Origin of the sequence: Limnohabitans sp. T6-20 (assembly GCF_003063505.1) — a bacterium.
Classification (GTDB): Bacteria; Pseudomonadota; Gammaproteobacteria; order Burkholderiales; family Burkholderiaceae_C; genus Limnohabitans_A.
The window spans coordinates 1,128,558-1,147,225 of record NZ_NERW01000001.1; the positions used below are offsets into that span (position 1 = coordinate 1,128,558).

The 18,668-nt window shown below is 61.1% G+C and carries 13 protein-coding genes; 12 read left to right on the forward strand and 1 reads right to left on the reverse strand.

Features of this window, described 5'->3' with window-relative positions; genetic code table 11:
• Window positions 1-5 precede the first annotated feature (5 nt).
• The 8 genes from B9Z33_RS05490 to B9Z33_RS05525 all read left to right on the forward strand — a co-directional run bounded on the left by B9Z33_RS05490 (window position 6) and on the right by B9Z33_RS05525 (window position 7,834).
• A complete protein-coding gene (locus B9Z33_RS05490; RefSeq protein WP_108285913.1) occupies window positions 6-2,036 on the forward strand; it encodes an acetyl/propionyl/methylcrotonyl-CoA carboxylase subunit alpha in 2,031 nt (676 codons plus the stop codon).
• Between the two features lie 205 nt (window positions 2,037-2,241).
• Window positions 2,242-3,162: a glyoxylate/hydroxypyruvate reductase A gene (locus B9Z33_RS05495; protein WP_108285914.1), complete on the forward strand. Its 921-nt coding sequence runs from the start codon at window positions 2,242-2,244 to the stop codon at window positions 3,160-3,162.
• A 17-nt stretch (window positions 3,163-3,179) separates the two neighbouring features.
• Window positions 3,180-4,088 (forward strand): hydroxymethylglutaryl-CoA lyase, encoded by a 909-nt coding sequence (locus B9Z33_RS05500; protein ID WP_108285915.1) that lies wholly within the window; start codon window positions 3,180-3,182, stop codon window positions 4,086-4,088.
• 3 nt (window positions 4,089-4,091) lie between these two features.
• Entirely contained in the window at window positions 4,092-4,604 is a 513-nt protein-coding gene (locus B9Z33_RS05505) for a YbaK/EbsC family protein (RefSeq protein WP_108285916.1), read from the forward strand.
• Window positions 4,601-4,858: a DUF1289 domain-containing protein gene (locus B9Z33_RS05510; RefSeq protein WP_108285917.1), complete on the forward strand. Its 258-nt coding sequence runs from the start codon at window positions 4,601-4,603 to the stop codon at window positions 4,856-4,858. The genes B9Z33_RS05505 and B9Z33_RS05510 overlap by 4 nt, the downstream gene beginning before the upstream one ends.
• A 33-nt stretch (window positions 4,859-4,891) precedes the next feature.
• Complete coding sequence (locus B9Z33_RS05515) at window positions 4,892-5,533, forward strand: 2-hydroxychromene-2-carboxylate isomerase (protein WP_108285918.1); 642 nt, start codon at window positions 4,892-4,894, stop codon at window positions 5,531-5,533.
• A gap of 97 nt (window positions 5,534-5,630) precedes the next feature.
• Window positions 5,631-6,392 (forward strand): metallophosphoesterase, encoded by a 762-nt coding sequence (locus B9Z33_RS05520; RefSeq protein ID WP_108286181.1) that lies wholly within the window; start codon window positions 5,631-5,633, stop codon window positions 6,390-6,392.
• Window positions 6,389-7,834, forward strand: coding sequence for a bifunctional serine/threonine-protein kinase/universal stress protein (locus tag B9Z33_RS05525; protein ID WP_108285919.1), 1,446 nt, complete (start codon window positions 6,389-6,391; stop codon window positions 7,832-7,834). Before B9Z33_RS05520 ends, B9Z33_RS05525 begins: the two co-directional genes overlap by 4 nt.
• A gap of 6 nt (window positions 7,835-7,840) precedes the next feature.
• On the opposite strand, the gene B9Z33_RS05530 is transcribed toward B9Z33_RS05525, so the two are convergent.
• A complete protein-coding gene (locus B9Z33_RS05530) occupies window positions 7,841-8,308 on the reverse strand; it encodes a DUF4212 domain-containing protein (RefSeq protein ID WP_108285920.1) in 468 nt (155 codons plus the stop codon).
• 29 nt (window positions 8,309-8,337) lie between these two features.
• Here B9Z33_RS05530 and B9Z33_RS05535 point away from each other — a divergent pair, with 29 nt between their 5' ends.
• From B9Z33_RS05535 to B9Z33_RS05550, 4 genes are all read left to right on the forward strand, one after another.
• Window positions 8,338-10,098: an MFS transporter gene (locus tag B9Z33_RS05535; protein ID WP_108285921.1), complete on the forward strand. Its 1,761-nt coding sequence runs from the start codon at window positions 8,338-8,340 to the stop codon at window positions 10,096-10,098.
• Window positions 10,099-10,187: 89 nt separating this feature from the next.
• Complete coding sequence (locus tag B9Z33_RS05540) at window positions 10,188-10,370, forward strand: hypothetical protein (protein WP_108285922.1); 183 nt, start codon at window positions 10,188-10,190, stop codon at window positions 10,368-10,370.
• Window positions 10,371-10,712: 342 nt separating this feature from the next.
• The gene (locus B9Z33_RS05545) at window positions 10,713-16,802 is read left to right on the forward strand and encodes an excinuclease ABC subunit UvrA (RefSeq protein WP_369916515.1); all 6,090 of its coding nucleotides are present in this window, start codon (window positions 10,713-10,715) and stop codon (window positions 16,800-16,802) included.
• 149 nt (window positions 16,803-16,951) lie between these two features.
• Complete coding sequence (locus tag B9Z33_RS05550; RefSeq protein WP_233252735.1) at window positions 16,952-18,658, forward strand: ShlB/FhaC/HecB family hemolysin secretion/activation protein; 1,707 nt, start codon at window positions 16,952-16,954, stop codon at window positions 18,656-18,658.
• Window positions 18,659-18,668: the final 10 nt, after the last annotated feature.

Genomic DNA, 18,668 nt, shown 5'->3' on the forward strand with positions numbered 1-18,668 from the left:
TAGACATGTTCAAAAAAATACTGATCGCCAACCGTGGCGAAATCGCCTGCCGAGTCGCAGCCACCGCCCGCCGTATGGGCATCCAGACCGTGGCCGTTTACTCAGACGCTGACGCCGGTGCCAAGCATGTGCAGGCTTGCGACGAAGCGGTGCATGTGGGCGGCAGCGCCCCCAAAGACAGCTACCTGCGCTGGGAGCGAATTCTGGAAGCCGCCAAGGCCACGGGCGCTGAAGCGGTGCACCCCGGCTATGGTTTTTTGAGCGAGAACGAAGACTTTGCCAAGGCCTGTGCCGCAGCCGGTCTGGTGTTCATCGGCCCGCCTGCTTCGGCCATTTTGGCGATGGGCCTCAAGGCCGAGTCCAAGCGTTTGATGGAATCTGCCGGTGTGCCCTTGGTGCCTGGCTACCACGGCGCAGACCAAGACCCGGCACTGCTGCAACGCGAAGCCGACCGCATCGGTTATCCGGCCTTGATCAAAGCCAGCGCAGGCGGTGGTGGCAAAGGCATGCGCGTGGTCGAAAAGTCCGAAGACTTTGCCGCTGCGCTGGCAGCGTGCCAACGCGAAGCCATCAACAGCTTTGGCAGCGACGCGGTGCTGATTGAAAAATACGTGCAGCGCCCTCGTCACATCGAGATTCAGGTGTTTGGCGACACGCAAGGCAACTGCGTCTATCTGTTTGAGCGCGACTGTTCGGTGCAGCGCCGCCACCAAAAAGTGCTCGAAGAGGCCCCGGCCCCCGGCATGACCGAAGCCCTGCGTGCGCAAATGGGCGCAGCTGCGGTGGCGGCGGCCAAAGCGGTGAACTATGTGGGCGCGGGCACGGTGGAATTCATCGTCGAGCAAACGGCGTATGACCAGCCTGAGTCCATGAAGTTTTTCTTCATGGAGATGAACACCCGCTTGCAGGTGGAGCACCCGGTGACCGAGGCCATCACTGGTCTGGACCTGGTGGAGTGGCAGTTGCGTGTGGCCAGCGGCGAGCCTTTGCCTTTGCGTCAGGACCAACTGCGCATTCAGGGCCATGCCATCGAAGCGCGCATCTGCGCCGAAAACCCCGACAACAACTTCTTGCCTGCCACCGGCACCTTGCAGGTCTACCGCAAGCCGCAAGCCAGCAGCTTTGAGCGAACGAACATGAGCGACACAGGCGTCGCGGTGCGCATCGACGACGGTGTGCGCGAGGGCGACACCATCAGCCCGTTCTACGATTCCATGGTGGCCAAGCTGATCGTGCACGGCGACACCCGTGAACAAGCGCTGGCGCGTCTGGACACCGCGCTCGCGCAAACCCACATCGTGGGCCTGAACACCAATGTGCAGTTCTTGCGCCATGTGGTGCGTTCGCCCGCCTTTGCCAAGGCACAACTCGACACCGCGCTCATTCAGCGTGAAGCAGCGGTGCTGTTCAAACAGGAAGCCGTGGGCTTGCCTGCGGCCGTGGCCGCCGTGGTGGCGCACACTTTGCAGGCCGACAAGGCCTTGCAGGGGCAAGACCCGTTCAGCCGCCGCGATGGCTGGCAGTCACACGGGCTGGCGCAGCGCCGTTTTGAATTCGTCTGGCAAGACCAGCCACGCTCGGCTCGCCTGAGCTATCTGCACGACGGCGCTGTGAGCCTGTCGCTCGAAGGCGATGCCCCGGTGTCGGGCATGTTGAGTTTTGCGCCCCATGGTGCAGGCCTGTGGGTGCAGTGGGACGATGCACGGTGCTTCAGCCAGATCGACTGGCAAGGCGAGACCGCGCACATCTTCACGCCCCAGGGCGCGACCCGCATCACCGTGCTCGACCCCTTGGCCCACGCCGGCGAAGCCGCCCAAGAAGGTGGCCGCCTCACCGCCCCCATGCCGGGCAAGGTGGTGTCTTTTGCCGTCAAGGCGGGCGACAAGGTCAAGGCCGGTCAGGCGCTCGCGGTGATGGAAGCCATGAAGATGGAGCACACCATCAGTGCGCCCAAAGATGGCACGGTGGCCGAGCTGCTGTACGCACCCGGCGATCAGGTGGCCGATGGGGCTGAGCTGCTCAAGCTGTCGGTGTGAAACGTTTGCGGCTGCGGCGTACGCTGGCTATTGAAGTGGGCTCAGACTGTTGTGGGAGGCCGCCCCTGCGGCCGAATGCCTGCTCAGCCTTGGCGCGCATTCGCGAGCACGGGCTCACTCCCACAAAAGGAAACTGACGGGCCTGTACAGGAGGGCCTTGCCCTTGGTGACAGCCCGGTCAGACGCTTGCTGACAAAATCACGCCATGAAAATCACCATCTGTTTTGCAGGTCTGCCGCCAGAGCCTTGGGTGCAGGGCCTGCAGCAAGCGTTTCCACAGGCTGAGGTTTTTGCATGGGCTCCCGGAGCCCCCCAAGCCGACCACGCCATCGTCTGGGCACCGCCCCAGCAGTTCATCGACGAACAGCCGGGGTTGCAAACCCTGTTCAACATTGGCGCGGGTGTGGATGCCTTGCTCCAGTTGAAACTGTCGCCAAGCCTGAAGGTTGTGCGCCTGGACGATGCGGGCATGTCGGTGCAAATGGCCGAGTTCGTGTGCCACGCGGTGATCCGACATTTTCGGGAGCTGGATGGCTACGACGCCGACACGCAAGCGGGCAAATGGTCCTACCGCAAACCCCGCAGCCGTGCCGATTTTGCAGTGGGCGTGATGGGCTTGGGCGTGCTGGGTGAGCGCGTGGCCAAGGCCTTGCAGGTCTTCGAATTCCCGGTGAACGGCTTCAGCCGCAGTGCCAAAGACCTGCCAGGCATCCGCTGCTTCAGCGGCGCACAAGGCTTGTCTGAGTTTTTGGCCGCCACGCGGGTGCTGGTCAACCTGATGCCGCTCACGCCCGAAACCGAAAACATCCTGAACCACGCCAACTTGTCGCAGTTGCAAAAGGGCGGCTATGTGATCAACGTGGCGCGCGGCAAGCATCTGGTGGAAGAAGACTTGATCGCATTGATCGACAGCGGTCATTTGGCCGGGGCTACGCTCGACGTGTTCCGCACCGAGCCCTTGCCAGCCGAACACCCTTTTTGGCAACACCCAAAAATCACCGTCACGCCCCACACCTCGGCCCGCACTTTGCGCGAAGAAAGCGTCGCGCAAATCGTGGGCAAAATTCAGGCTTTGCAGCGCGGCGAGGCGATCAACGGCATCGTCGATCACCAGCGCGGCTACTGAGCAGAAAGAAAAGAACCATGCCCATTCCCAAACGCGTACAACTCATCGACGTCGGCCCCCGCGACGGCCTGCAAAACGAAAAGCAGCCTGTGCCAGCCTCGGTCAAGATTGAGCTGGTGCACCGCTTGCAAGCCGCAGGCCTGACCGAAATCGAAGTCACCAGTTTCGTCAGCCCCAAGTGGGTGCCGCAAATGGCCGACAACGCCGAAGTGATGGTGGGCATCCAGCGCCAGAGCGGTGTGCGCTATTCGGTGCTCACGCCCAACCTGCAGGGCTTTGAGGCGGCTCTCAAAACGCAGCCCGACGAGATCGTTGTTTTTGGTGCGGCCAGCGAAGCCTTCAGCCAGAAAAACATCAACTGCTCCATTGCCGAAAGCATCGAGCGTTTTGCGCCGGTGGTGCAGGCGGGGCTGGCCGCAGGCATCGCGGTGCGTGGTGCGATGAGTTGCACTGTGGGCTGCCCTTACGAGGGCGACATCGCACCCGAGCGCGTGGCGTATCTGGCTGGTTTGATGAAGCAGATTGGTGTGCAGCGCGTGGACGTGGCCGACACGATTGGCGTGGGCACGCCGTTCAAGGTGCAAAAGGCCATCGAGGCCACGCTGCAATCTTTCGATGTGGACCACATCTGCGGCCACTTCCATGACACCTATGGACAGGCGCTGTCCAACACGCTGGCGGCGCTGCAGATGGGTGTGTGGAATTTCCAGTCGTCGGTGGCCGGTCTGGGTGGTTGCCCTTATGCCAAGGGGGCGACGGGTAACGTGGCCACAGAAGACGTGGTCTACATGCTGCATGGCATGGGCATCGAGACCGGTGTTGATCTGGACAAGCTGATCGATGCCGGGGCCTACATCAGCGAGTTTTTGGGCCGTAAAACCCAGTCGCGTGTGGCCACCGCCATCCTCAACAAGCGGGCGGGCTGAAGCATGTGCGGATCAGAACTTCATGCCCTGCCTGAAGGCGTGCAGCGTGTCTCGCGCGTTTTGCAAGAGGCCGCCCATCCGCATGCGCCGGTGATGCTCGATGGCGCAGCGCGCACCGCCCAAGAGGCTGCCGATGGTTTGGGTGTGCAACTGGGCCAAATTGCCAAGAGCGTCATCTTCAAGCGCAAGGAAGACGGCGTGGCGGTGTTGGTGGTCACGTCCGGGGACCGGCGTGTGGATGAAAAGAAAGTTTCGGCCTTGGTGGGCAAGGTCGGCCGCGCCGATGCCGATTTCGTGAAAGCCCAAACGGGCTTCACGATTGGCGGTGTGTCGCCCGTCGCACACCAGAACCCTTCGGTCACTTTGCTTGACCAGGATCTTTGGCGCTTTGAGGTGGTTTGGGCGGCAGCAGGCCACCCGCACGGGGTGTTTCAATTGCAGCCCGATGACCTCAAGCGCCTAACCGGCGCACCGGTGGCCGACGTGGTGCAAGCTGCGCCAGAGGAACTTGCATGAGCCAGCACTATTGGAAAAAACTGAGCGAACGCGCAGAGCAAGTTCTGGCCGAGCCCACGCCGCCAGCGCCGAATTCGGTGCCATCGCCTTGTGTGTCGCTGTGCCTGATGCACCCCAGCGCAGGCTGGTGCGATGGCTGTCTGCGCACACTGCCCGAAATTGGCGGCTGGAGCCGGGCCACCGACGAAGAAAAACGCCAGGTCTGGGCGCAGATTCCGGAGCGTTTGCGCCAACGCCAGGCGCTGGAATCCTGAGCTTTTGAAACGTCGATCACCGAGGCCTGCACCATGAAAACCATCCACTTTTACCTCGACTTCATCTCGCCTTACGCCTGGCTGGCGTTCGATGCCTTGCCGCAAGCCTTGCAAGGCATCAGTGTCCGGGTGGTGCACAAGCCGGTGGTGTTTGGTGCCATGCTCCATCACCATGGCCAGTTGGGGCCCGCAGAGATTCCCGCCAAGCGTGACTGGACTTACCGGCAGGTGCAGTGGCAAGCGCGCGCGCAAGGCACGCCCTTGCAGCTACCCGCCAGCCACCCTTTCAATTCTTTGGCTTTGCTGCGCTTGGCCACGGCGTGTGACCCCGCAGGCGAGCCCAACCGCTTTGTGTGCGAAAAGATTTTCCGGCACGTCTGGTGCAGCGGGCAGGATGCAGCAGATGCACAGCGTCTGGCCGCCTTGAGTGCCGATCTGGCCCCAACGGCCGATGTGGGCAGCGCCGAAGTCAAGCAGCGCCTGAAGGACAACACGGACGAAGCCCTGGCGCTGAACTTGTTTGGGGTGCCCAGTCTGGTGGTCGATGGCCAGGTGTTTTGGGGCAACGATGCCTTGCCCATGTTGCGCGCCTATTTGCTGGGCGACCCCTGGTTTGAGAGCGATGACTGGACAGCCGTGGGCCGTTTGCCGGTGGGCGTTCAGCGCAAAGTCTGAGTTTTTCCGGGGCGTTGCCCATCGGTCTAACCCTCGAATTTGATCTGCGGCAAGTTCTGCATCAGCTTGGGCTGTCATCATGGTGCTGGAGACTTCGATGAAACTGGCCCTGATTTCCGACATTCATGCCAACCGGCAAGCCTTGCAGGCTTGCCTGGCCCATGCGCGCCAGCAGGGAGCCGATCAATTTGCTTTTCTGGGTGATCTGGTCGGCTACGGCGCAGACCCTGCGGCTGTGCTGGACGACATCATGGCCTTGGCAGCGCAGGGCGCGCTGGTTTTGCGCGGCAACCACGACGACATGGCGTTGAACCCGCCCCATGCGCAGGGCGGCGAGGCCACCTTGGGCGCGCAAGGCGCGCAATGGACACACGCGCAGTTGGGTGCTGCCCACCGCGAATTTTTAACCCATTTGCCGCTCACCTTGTCGCACGATGGCTTGCTGCTTGTGCATGCCAGCGCCGACCGCCCGGAGTCGTGGCGCTATGTGGATGGCGAGGGTGCCGCTGGGCGCTGCCTGGAGCAGGCCCTGGCGCAACAGCTGGGGCCGCACGTCCTGGTGGGGCATGTGCACCACCAAGCCTTGTATTACCAGGGGGCAGGCCGAAGCCTGATGAAATTCGAGCCCATGCCGGGTTCGCCCGTGCCCACCCCGGCGCACAGGCCCATGGTGGCCTGTGTGGGGTCTTGCGGTCAGCCCCGTGATGGCGATCCCCGCGCCATGTATGCGATTTGCGACCGCAAGCTGCAAAAGATGACCTTTCATCGGGTGCCCTACAACCACACCGAGGCCGCCGCTGCTATTCGCCGCGCCGGCTTGCCTGAATCTTTTGCAGAGCGACTGGAGCGTGGACGTTGAAACTGCTGAACCCCGGACACTTGATCGACGGCTTTGAGGTGGAAGCCTGTTTGCATGCCGGCGGCATGGCCCACATTTACAAGGTGGTCTACGCCCCATCGGATGACGGAAGCCGTCGAGCAGCCGAGTTCCCCATGGCCATGAAGATCCCGCGCATGACGGCGGCCGATGGCGCAGAAAACATTGTCAGCTTCGAGATCGAGCTGCAAATCCTGTCCGAACTCAAGGGCACGCATGTGCCGCGTTTTGTGGCCGCAGGCGATTTGTCGCGGCTGCCTTATCTGGTGATGGAATATGTCGAAGGCCGCACCCTGCAGCATTGGCTGGACAACCGTGAAACTTTGACCGTGTCGGAGACGGCGGCACTGGGCACCGCCATGGCGCGAGCGGCCCACAGCTTGCACCAACAAAACGTCTGTCACCTCGATCTGAAACCGGCCAATGTGCTGATCCGCCCCGATGGCTCTGCGGTCATGCTGGACTTTGGTTTGTCGTGCCATGCGCAATACCCGGATTTGCTGGCCGAAGAATTGCGCAAAGCCGTGGGTTCACCCGTCTGGATTTCTCCTGAGCAAGTGGTCGGCGTTCGGGGTGATCCGCGCAGCGATATTTTTGCGATTGGGGTGATGCTGTATGAGCTGGCCACGGGCGAGCTGCCGTTTGGCGAGCCTGCCACGGCGGCAGGCATGCGCCAGCGTTTGTGGATGGACCCACCCCCGCCGCGCAAACACCGCCCCGAATTGCCCGAGTGGCTGCAAGAGGTCGTCTTGCGTTGCCTGGAGCCGGTGGCCGCCAATCGTTACCCTTCGGCCTCGCATCTGGCGTTCGATCTGACCCACCCCGACCAGGTCAAGGTGACCGAGCGGGGTCGCAAAACCGAGGGCACGGGTTTCTGGACGCACTTCAAGCGCTGGGTCCGGGCCAGCGGCATGGCCTACCGCCCAAGTCCTGTGCCGGTGCAGCAGATCGAGCAGGTGCCCATCATCATGGTCGCTGTGCCCCACCACGATGTGAGCGATGCCACTTTGTACTCATTGCGTGAAGCGGTGGCGCGGTCGCTGGGCATACGTCCAGGGGCCAGGCTGGCTTGCGTGACGGTGATCTCGCCCGGCTTGACCAGCAGCACCGAGTCGGAAAAAGGCGAAACCCAGGTGCACCGCTGGCATCTGAGCCGCTTGCAGCAATGGGCTCAGCCCTTGGATTTGGCGGGACACCAAAGCTCTTTTCATGTGCTGGAGTCAGGCGACGTGGCCGACGCCTTGTTGCGCTACGCCGAGGGCAATCAGGTCAACATGGTCATCATGGGGGCTGCAACCCATGGCTTGCAAATGCAGCGTGTCGTGGCCACCGTGCCCATCAAGGTGGCGATGCAGGCACCTTGCACGGTGATTCTGGTCAAGCAAACCCTGCCGTTTGAGCGGTTGGCAGAGGTCGCTGCCTGAACTGCATCAATGCAATGAAGTGGGCGCTTGGGCCTCTGCGTCTTGCTGCGCTTTTTCCCAGCGGTTGACGCACCAGGCGTTCACCACGGTCAGCAGCAAAAAAACCAGCAGGCTGCCTTGCGCCGCCATCCAGAAGTTGAATGTCCAGTCGCCGATCTTGAAGTCCAGCGCTCTGGCAAACCAGACCCAACCAAAAGAAACCAGCGCCCAGACCCACAGCAGAACGCCTGTCAAAAGGCGAATCTTCTGGCGAATGGACAAGAATGGAGGTGGGTTCACGAACGACAAACGTCTGAAATAGAGAGCGAGTTGTTCATTATCGTGTTCAAGGCGGCTAGGGATTACCCGTGAAATGCGCTTGATTTTTACATTGCGGGAAAAATACCAAGGGTTACTACTTGGTATGTAAGTATCTGTTGGTTCGCTGTCAGATGGGGGCAAGTGCCACGGCCAAGAATCGCCCCAAGTTTCCATGTTGGAGACTCTTTTTTGGAGACAGCTATATGGCTACAACAGCACCCCGCCCGATGTCGGCGGAAGAGAAGAAGGTGATTTTTGCCTCTTCTCTGGGCACCGTTTTTGAATGGTACGACTTCTACCTGTACGGCTCTTTGGCCGCCATCATCGCCAAGCAATTCTTCAGCGGTCTGGACGAAGGTTCTGCCTTCATCTTCGCGCTGTTGGCGTTTGCCGCCGGTTTCATCGTGCGTCCTTTCGGCGCGATCTTCTTCGGCCGCTTGGGCGACATGATCGGCCGCAAGTACACCTTCCTGGTCACGATCCTGATCATGGGTGCTTCGACCTTCATCGTGGGTGTTTTGCCCAACTACGCCAGCATTGGCGTGGCCGCTCCCGTCATCCTGATCTGCTTGCGCCTGTTGCAAGGCCTGGCTTTGGGTGGTGAGTACGGCGGTGCTGCCACTTATGTGGCCGAGCATGCCCCTCACGGCAAGCGCGGTGCCTACACCGCCTGGATCCAGACCACAGCGACTTTGGGCTTGTTCCTGTCGCTGATGGTGATTCTGGGTACCCGGACCATCGTCGGTGAAGACGCCTTCGCTGAATGGGGCTGGCGCGTTCCGTTCATCGTCTCGATCATCATGTTGATCATCTCGGTCTTCATTCGCTTGAGCATGAACGAATCGCCTGCTTTCGTGAAAATGAAAGCCGAAGGCAAGACGTCCAAGGCACCTTTGTCCGAGTCCTTCGGTCAGTGGAAAAACCTGAAGATCGTGATCTTGGCCCTGATCGGTTTGACCGCTGGTCAAGCTGTGGTCTGGTACTCCGGTCAGTTCTACGCTTTGTTCTTCTTGACGCAAGCCCTGAAGGTGGACGGTGCGACCGCCAACATCATGGTCGCGATCTCTTTGATCATCGGCACACCGTTCTTCGTCATCTTTGGCGCCTTGTCTGACAAGATTGGCCGCAAGCCGATCATCTTGGCCGGTTGCTTGTTGGCTGCTTTGACTTACTTCCCTGTGTTCAAGGCCTTGACCAAAGCGGCTAACCCCGATTTGTTTGCTGCTCAAGCGGCTTCGCAAGTGGTGGTCATCGCTGATCCAGCCGAGTGCTCGTTCCAGTTCAACCCCACAGGCACCAAGAAGTTCACTTCTTCTTGCGACATCGCCAAGCAACGTTTGGCTGGCGCTTCGGTGAGCTACGCCAACGAAGTCGCTCCTGCCGGTACACCTGCCGTCATCAAGGTGGGCGACACCGTCGTGAACATCAAGTACTCGGCTGAAGACATTGCTGCTGCCAAGGCCAAGGCCGAGGAAAAGCTGGCTGCACTGAACGCTGCTGAAGCCAAAGACGCCAAGGCCATCGAAGCTGCGACCAAGTCTGTCAAAGACCTGAGCAACGAGAAGACCGCTGGTGCGACCCTGTTGGGCTCCAACCTGGGCGCTGCTCTGAAGGCCGCGAACTACCCAGCCAAAGCTGACATGGCCAAGTTCGACAAAGTGACCGTCATCATCATCCTCACCTACTTGGTGATTCTGGTGACCATGGTTTACGGTCCTATCGCCGCCATGCTGGTCGAGATGTTCCCAACCCGCATCCGTTACACCTCCATGTCTTTGCCTTACCACATCGGTAACGGCTGGTTCGGTGGCTTGCTGCCCACCACCGCCTTCGCCATCGTGGCCCAGACCGGCAACATGTACAACGGCTTGTGGTACCCCATCATCATCGCCGGTGCAACCGTCGTGATCGGTGGCTTGTTCATCAAGGAAACCAAAGACGTCGACATCTACGCTGACGACTGATCTTTCTTGTAAGCATCCCGGGGTGACTCGGGTGCTACATTCTGGGCCTTCCCTCTGTGGAGGGCCTTTTTCATTATTGGAGATGAACTATGTGGAAAATTGCTGTTGGATTCGCGATCTTTGCTGCCTTGGGTATTTATGTGATCAGCAAGGGCGGTGACAAGTTGGACATGGGTGGTGAAAAGCATGGCGCTGACGCTGTGCATGTTGAGCCCGCCAAGGCCGATGCACCTGCAGCAGCTCCCGCTGCTGACGCCAGCGCTGCCAAATAAGCACGCGCGTATCGCCGGGCTTTTGGCCCTGGCGATCCACCCAAAGCCACGCAGCCGCGTGGCTTTTCTTTTGGGCCGCAGAAATGTCACGGCCTGCGCCCTAGAATGTTTGGCCTTCACCCCAAAAAGCCAAGCATGTCCCAAGGTCTCATTCGCATCCGTGGTGCCCGTCAGCACAACCTCAAAAACATCGATCTGGACATTCGCACCGGCGAGTTGACGGTGGTCACCGGCCCCAGCGGCTCGGGTAAATCGAGCTTGGTTTTCGACACGCTGTATGCCGAAGGCCAGCGCCGCTATGTGGAAACCTTCAGCGCCTACGCCCGCCAGTTCCTCGACCGCATGGACAAACCAGCCGTGGACAAGGTTGAAGGCGTGCCCCCGGCGATTGCGATTGACCAAACCAACCCGGTGCGCAGCTCCCGCTCCACCGTGGGCACCATGACCGAGCTAAACGACCACCTCAAGTTGTTGTTTGCCCGTCTGGGCCAGCTGTTTGACAAAGACACCGCCCAAAGCGTGCGGCATGACACACCCGAAACCATTTATGCCGAGCTGGCAGCGCGCGCAGCCCAGGCGCAAGACCCGCGCCTGTACCTGACCTTCCCGGTGGAGTTGCCCGCCAACACCAGCGCTGAGCAAGTCGAGCAATGGCTCTCCGCCAGCGGTTTCACCAAGGTGCAAGCCGAGCGCGAAGTGGCCACGCCCACCGGTCCGCGCAAAGTGCTGGATGTGATTGCCGACCGCTTTCGCATCGGCAAGGCCGAAAAAGCCCGTGTGGTCGAAGCCATCGAAGTGGCCCTCAAACGCGGTGGTCGCCTGAATGTGTACGTTGAGAAATCGGGTTCCGACCCTGAGTCGTCCGAGACCGGTTTTGACATCTGGCGCTTTTCGACGGGCCTGCATTGCCCCGACAGCGATCAGCGCTACACCGACCCGATTCCGTCGATGTTTTCCTTCAACTCGGCGGTGGGCGCGTGCGAGACCTGCCGGGGCTTTGGCCGTGTGATCGGGGTCGACTACGGGCTGGTCATCCCCAACCCCAAGCTGACGCTGCGCGGCGGCGCCATCAAAACGCTGCAAACCCCGGCCTGGCAAGAAAACCAGGACGACCTGATGCGCCACGCCGAGGCCGCAGGCATTCCGCGTGACACGCCGTGGGACAAGCTGACGCAGGCGCAGCAAGACTGGGTGATCCAGGGCTCGCCCGAGTGGAAGGGCCGCTGGAACCACCAGTGGTACGGCGTGAAGCGGTTTTTCGAGTACCTGGAGAGCAAGGCCTACAAGATGCACATCCGTGTGCTTTTGTCCAAGTACCGCAGCTACACCGAATGCCCGAGCTGCCAGGGCGCGCGCCTCAAGACCGAGAGTTTGTTGTGGCGCATTGGCAGCCACTCTGACGCCGATGGGGTGTTGCCGGTTGAAAAGCGTTTCATGCCAGCGGGTGTGAAGTGGACGCGGGCACAGTTGGAGGCGTTGCCGGGTTTGAGTTTGCACGACATGATGATCATGCCGCTGGACCGGTTGCGATTGTTCTTTGACCGCTTGTCTTCGTCGGGTCATTTGGGGCAGGGTACTGTGGGCGTTGTCGGGCAGGCTCCGGCCGGGGATGGGCTGGGCTCCTCATACGGCGGGGGTACGCCAAAATCGTCGCCCAGCCCATCCCCGGCCGAAGCCGTGGGAGCCAGCGCAAAAGCACAAGAGCAGATAGCAACTGCTACATCGACAGAGAGGGCACAAGACACTCGATCGACCACAAGGTCTGCGTCAGAGCGGGGGGCGGGCGACGATTTTGGCGTACCCCCGCCGTATGAGGAGCCCGCCCCCCGCTCTGATGCTGACCGCCCCTACGAAGAAACCACTCAGGGTCCAACTCAAGGCAAAAGCGCCGAACAAAAAGCCTTGCAGCTGCTGCTCGAAGAAATCACCACCCGCCTCAAATACCTGTGCGACGTGGGCATCGGCTACCTCACCCTCGACCGTCAAAGCCGCACCCTCAGCGGCGGTGAGGTGCAGCGCATCAACCTGACCACGGCTTTGGGCACCAGCTTGGTCAACACCCTGTTTGTGCTGGATGAGCCCAGCATTGGCCTGCACCCGCGTGACATGAACCGCATCACCCAGGCCATGCACCGCCTGCGCGATGCAGGCAACACCCTGGTGGTGGTCGAGCACGACCCGGCCGTGATGATGGCCGCTGACCGCATGATCGACATGGGCCCCGGCCCTGGTGAGCGCGGCGGTCAGATCGTGTTCGATGGCAGCACAGCCGACCTGCGCAAGGCCGACACGTTGACGGGCGCTTATTTGGGTGGGCGCAAGCAAGTGGGCCTGGGTTTCAAGCGCATGGTCACCGACAGCACGCCGCGTTTGATTTTGGAAGGCGCCCGCGAGCACAACCTGCAAAACATCAGCGTGGACTTTCCGCTGCAACGCCTGGTCACCATCACCGGTGTCAGTGGTTCGGGCAAGTCGAGTTTGATCCAGGACGTGCTTGCCCCCGCACTGATGCGCCACTTTGGCAAAGCCACCGAAACGCCCGGCGCGCACGACCGCCTGCTGGGCGCAGACCACCTGAGCGATGTGGTGTTTGTGGACCAGTCACCCATTGGCAAAACCGCCCGCTCCAACCCCGTGAGCTACGTGGGCGCGTGGGACGCGATCCGCGAGATTTTTGCCACCGCGCCGCTGTCGCGCCAGCGTGGCTACACCGCAAGCAAGTTCAGCTTCAACGGTGGCGATGGCCGCTGCCCCACCTGCGGCGGCTCAGGCTTTGAGCACGTCGAAATGCAGTTTTTGAGCGACGTGTATTTGCGCTGCCCCGATTGCGATGGCCAACGCTACCGCCCCGAAATTCTGGAAATCACCATCGAGCGCCAGGCCATTGGTGGGGCGGTGCGCCACCTCAATGTGGCCGACATTCTTCAGCTGACCGTCAGCGAAGCAGCGGCCTTGTTCGCGCAAGACCGCGAAGTGATCCGTGCTTTGCAGCCCATCGTCGATGTGGGCCTGGAATACGTGCGCCTGGGCCAGCCAGTGCCCACGCTGTCGGGCGGTGAGGCGCAGCGCCTCAAGCTCGCGGGCTTTTTGGCCGAGGCCGCCAAAAGCGCGTCCAAGAGCCGCCAGAGCCTGGCGCGCAAGGGCACGCTGTTCTTGTTTGACGAGCCGACCACCGGCCTGCACTTTGACGACATCGCCAAGCTCATGCGCGCTTTGCGCAAGCTGCTCGAAGCCGGGCATTCGCTGATCGTGATCGAGCACAACCTGGACGTGATCCGTGCCAGCGACTGGTTGATCGATCTGGGCCCCGAAGGCGGCTATGCCGGTGGCCTGATCGTGGCCGAGGGCACGCCCGAAGATGTGCGCCAACACGCGACATCGCACACGGGGCTGGCGTTGCGTGAATACGCCGAGTCCATGGGGGAGGTGTTTGGTGTGGCAGAGCGTTTGAATGTTTATGGGGGTGAGGGTGGGCGATCGAATGTAGATGGGGGCGAGGCTGCGGTGTCAGCGGGTTCCTCATACGGCGGGGGTACGCCCAAATCGTCACCCTCTGACACCGCAGCCACGCTGGCAAAAGTTCGAGGCAGGGCTGGTGCAAGCTCACTTGCCCCAGACGCTCGTCGCGCGCCTATGCTCAACAACAACATCCAGATCGTCAACGCCAAAGAGCACAACCTCAAAAACCTGAGCGTGGACATTCCACGCGGCAAGTTCAACGTGGTCACGGGCGTGAGTGGTTCCGGCAAGTCCACGCTGGCCTTTGACATCTTGTTCAACGAAGGCCAGCGCCGCTATCTGGAAAGCCTGAACGCTTACGCCCGTTCCATCGTGCAGCCCGCAGGCCGCCCCGAGGTCGATGCGGTCTATGGCATTCCGCCCACTGTGGCGATCGAGCAGCGCTTGTCGCGCGGTGGCCGCAAATCCACCGTGGGCACCACCACCGAGGTCTGGCATTTCTTGCGCCTGCTGTACGTCAAGCTGGGCATCCAGCATTGCGTGCACGACAACACGCCGGTGCAGCCGCAAACGCCCGACAGCATCATCGCGCAGCTGATGACACAGTTCCGCGACCAGCACATCGGCCTGCTGGCCCCGCTGGTGACGAACCGCAAGGGTGTCTACACCGAGCTGGCCGATTGGGCGCGTCCGCGTGGCTACACGCACTTGCGTGTGGACGGTGAGTTTTTGCCCACACAAGGTTTTCCGCGCATCGACCGTTTCAAAGAACACAACATCGAGCTGCCCGTGGCCAGCCTGGATGTGCTGCCGACGAATGAAACCGCGCTGCGCGAGGCGCTGAGTAAAACACTGGAACACGGCAAAGGCGTCGTGCATGTGCTGAGCGATTTGGGCAATTTGCGCGAAGCCATGTTCAACGGCGAGTCCACCGCCCGCATTGGCCAGCACCGCGTTTTTTCGACCCTGCGTGCCTGCCCTGCATGCGCCACCTCGTATGCCGAACTCGACCCGCGTTTGTTCTCTTACAACAGCAAGCACGGCTGGTGCCCCGACTGCGTGGGCACGGGCGTCAAGCTCAGCAAGGATGAGCGCAAGGTGTTTGACGACTCGGTACGTGACGACAAAGACAAAGGCCGCGAGCAGACCTTTGCCGAGCCGGAGATCGAAGACCTGGCCAACGTGGCTTGCCCCAGCTGCGAAGGCACCCGCCTGAACGCCACGGCGCGTGCCGTGCGCTTGGGCGCGGCCCCGGGCCAAGGCTGGCGCATCACCGACATCGCCAGCTTGTCGGTGAGCGATGTGCGGCAGTGGGTGGAGAAACTGCACCTCACGGGCCGTGATGCCGACATCGCCCGCGACCTGGTGCCCGAGATCAAGAGTCGTTTGGAGTTCCTCGAAGAAGTCGGTTTGGGCTACCTCACGCTCGACCGGGGCGCGCCCACGCTGTCAGGTGGCGAGGCGCAGCGCATCCGTTTGGCCGCACAACTGGGCAGCAACCTGCAAGGCGTTTGCTATGTGCTGGACGAGCCCACCATCGGCCTGCACGCCCGCGACAACCAGATTTTGCTCAACGCCCTGCACAAGCTGGGTGACAAGGGCAACACCCTGGTGGTGGTGGAGCACGACGAAGACACGATCCGCCGTGCCGACCACATCATCGACATCGGGCCGAGTGCAGGCAAGCGCGGTGGCCGACTGGTGGCCGAAGGCTCTGTGGCCGACATCACGGCGTCTGCCGATTCACAAACCGGGCGCTATCTGCTGCATGCGATGAAACATCCGATGCAAATGCGTCGCGTGGTGGATGCTTCTGCGCGGGGCAATGCCGCAGGCTCCTCATACGGCGGGGGTACGCCCAAATCGTCGCCCACGCCATCGCCCCGCGCAGAAACAGCGGGCACAGACCTGAATTGGCTCACCCTCACAGGCGCCAACCTGCACAACCTGCGCCAGGTCGATGTGCAAGTGCCGCTCAAACGTCTGGTGGCCGTGACCGGTGTCAGTGGCTCTGGCAAATCCACCCTGGCACGCGATGTCTTGCTGGCCAATGTGCAGGCGCTGGTCGGTCAGCGCTCTACCTTTGCAGGCCGCACCGCGCAAGACGCCGGTCAACGCGTGGCTTTGTCGGCTTGTGCCGATGTGCAGGGCTTTGAGACGATTGACCGCGTGCTCGAAGTCGACCAGACCCCGATTGGCAAAACACCGCGCTCTTGCCCCGCCACCTACATTGGTTTTTGGGACACGATCCGCAAACTGTTTGCCGAAACGCTGGAGGCCAAGGCCCGGGGCTATGCCGCCGGTCGCTTCAGCTTCAACACCGGCGAAGGCCGTTGCCCCAGCTGCGAAGGGCAGGGCATGCGCACCATCGAGATGAGCTTCTTGCCCGATGTTAAAGTGCCTTGCGAAACCTGCCGGGGTGCCCGCTTCAGCCCCGAGACACTGGCCGTGACCTGGCGCGGCAAGAGCATTGGCGATGTGCTGCAAATGGAGGTGGACGAGGCGGTGGACTTCTTTGCCAGCATGCCGAGCATCGCGCACCCGCTGCAGTTGCTCAAGGACGTGGGCCTGGGTTACCTCACGCTGGGGCAGCCCTCACCGACCTTGAGCGGTGGCGAGGCTCAGCGGATCAAACTGGTGACTGAGCTGACCAAGGTGCGCGACGAAGTGGGTAAGCGCGGCAACAAGGCCCCGCACACTTTGTATGTGTTGGACGAGCCCACGGTGGGTCTGCACATGGCCGATGTGGACAAGCTCATCAGCGTGCTGCACCGATTGGTCAACGCTGGGCACAGCGTGATCGTGATCGAACACGACCTGGACGTGATCGCCGAAGCCGACTGGGTGATTGACCTGGGGCCGGAAGGCGGTAACGCGGGTGGCCGCATCGTCGCCGCCATGACGCCTGAAGCGCTGGTGCAGCTGGGCACCCACACAGGCGTGGCGCTGGGGCCTGTGCTGGCGAGGGTCTGAATCGCAGCGGCCACTCTTGGGGCGTGGCCGCTGTAGGTTTTGATTGATATGAACTTTTTGGTTCAAAGAGGTTCTTTTAATAATTTTTGTAAATATTAAGTAAACATTCAACGGTTAAGATTCCTGATTTTTGAAATTCAGGAATCGTTTTGAAATCCTTTGTTGCCTACCTGTCTGCACTCGGTTTGGGCTGCACCTGCGTTTGCGCACAAACTGCAAACGACCTCCAACAACGTTCTCTAGAACAAGAGCGACGCGCCCAAGAAGCCTTGCAGGAAAGGCAAAAAACCATTGCAGCGTCTGATGTGCGATTGCAAAAGGAAGGGTTCGAACCAGAAGAACGGTGGCTGGCAACAGAAACCCCCTGTTTTCCGATTCAGGAATTGGGTCTATCCCCCGAGTCCCTGCCACAGTGGTCGTGGCTGCTGAGTCATGCAGATGGCCATGCCACGCTGAACAAGCCAGACCCTGTAGAGGGCCGCTGTATTGGTGCACAAGGCGTTCAAACCGTCATAGACCGTCTGCAAAACGCCCTGATCGCCCGGGGCTTTGTGACCAGTCGCATTCTGGCTGCTCCACAAAATTTACAAACAGGTCGGCTGACCCTCCAGGTCTTGCCCGGTCGCATCCAAGAAGTCCGCTGGGCACAAGGCTCCGGCCAGCGCGGCAGTCGCTGGAACACCGTACCTTTGCAGCCGGGTGATGTCCTGAACCTCAGAGACATTGAGCAAGCCCTTGAAAACTACAAGCGCGTGCAGACCGCAGAGGTAGACATCAACATTGAACCCGCTCAAGAGCCAGGGTATTCCAACCTGCTCATCCGACATGAGCAAGCCCTGCCATTTCGCCTCAGTGCCAGCATGGATGACAGCGGCACCCGCAGTACCGGTCAACTGCAAGGCAGCCTCACCCTCAGTTATGACAACTGGTGGACGCTGAGCGACTTGTTCTACATCACCGTGCAAGGCGAGTTGGGAGCCAAAGACCCAGGGCCCCGAGGCACTTATGGACGCACCGTGCATTACTCGGTGCCCTGGGGGTACAACCTGCTCTCGGTCACGCTCAGTCAAAACCGTTATCACCAGACCGTGGCGGGTGCCAATGCCGATGTACTCTATAGCGGCACCAGTGCCAACAGTGAGGTCAAACTCTCGCGCATCGTCCAGCGCGATGCCGCAGGCAAAACCACCGTCAGCCTCAAAGGCTTTCAACGGCGCTCCAACAACTACATCGACGACCAGGAGGTCGAAGTCCAGCGCCGCGTGGCCGGTGGCCTTGAGTGGGGGCTTGGACACCGCCGCGCCATCGACCGTGCCACGCTCGAGGCCAATCTGACTTATCGCGCCGGCACCGGTGCCTGGGGCTCACTGCCTGCGCCCGAAGAAGGTTTTGGCGAAGGCACCTCGCGCATGCGGCTGTGGTTGCTCGATGCCAATGTGCAATGGCCGTTTGAAGCAGCGCAGCAATCCTGGACATGGAACAGCGCCTGGAAAGCCCAATACAACAAGACACCGCTTACCCCACAAGACCGTTTCAGCATCGGTGGCCGTTTCACGGTGCGCGGTTTTGATGGCTTGAGCGTCTTGACCGCAGAACGCGGCTGGCTCTGGCGCAACGAACTGAGCTTGGCCGCCGCACAAGGCACTCAAGTCTATGCAGGCATTGACCACGGCCATGTCGCCGGTGCCAGTGCCCAAAACCTGGTTGGGCAAAACCTGACCGGTTTGGTGCTGGGTTGGCGCGGGCAATACAAGCGCATGCAATTTGACCTGTTTGCCGGACGCCCACTGCGCAAACCCGAGCGCTTCAAAACCGCCACCGAAACCGCAGGCTTCAGCCTGAGCATCAGTTTTTGAAATTCGAAGA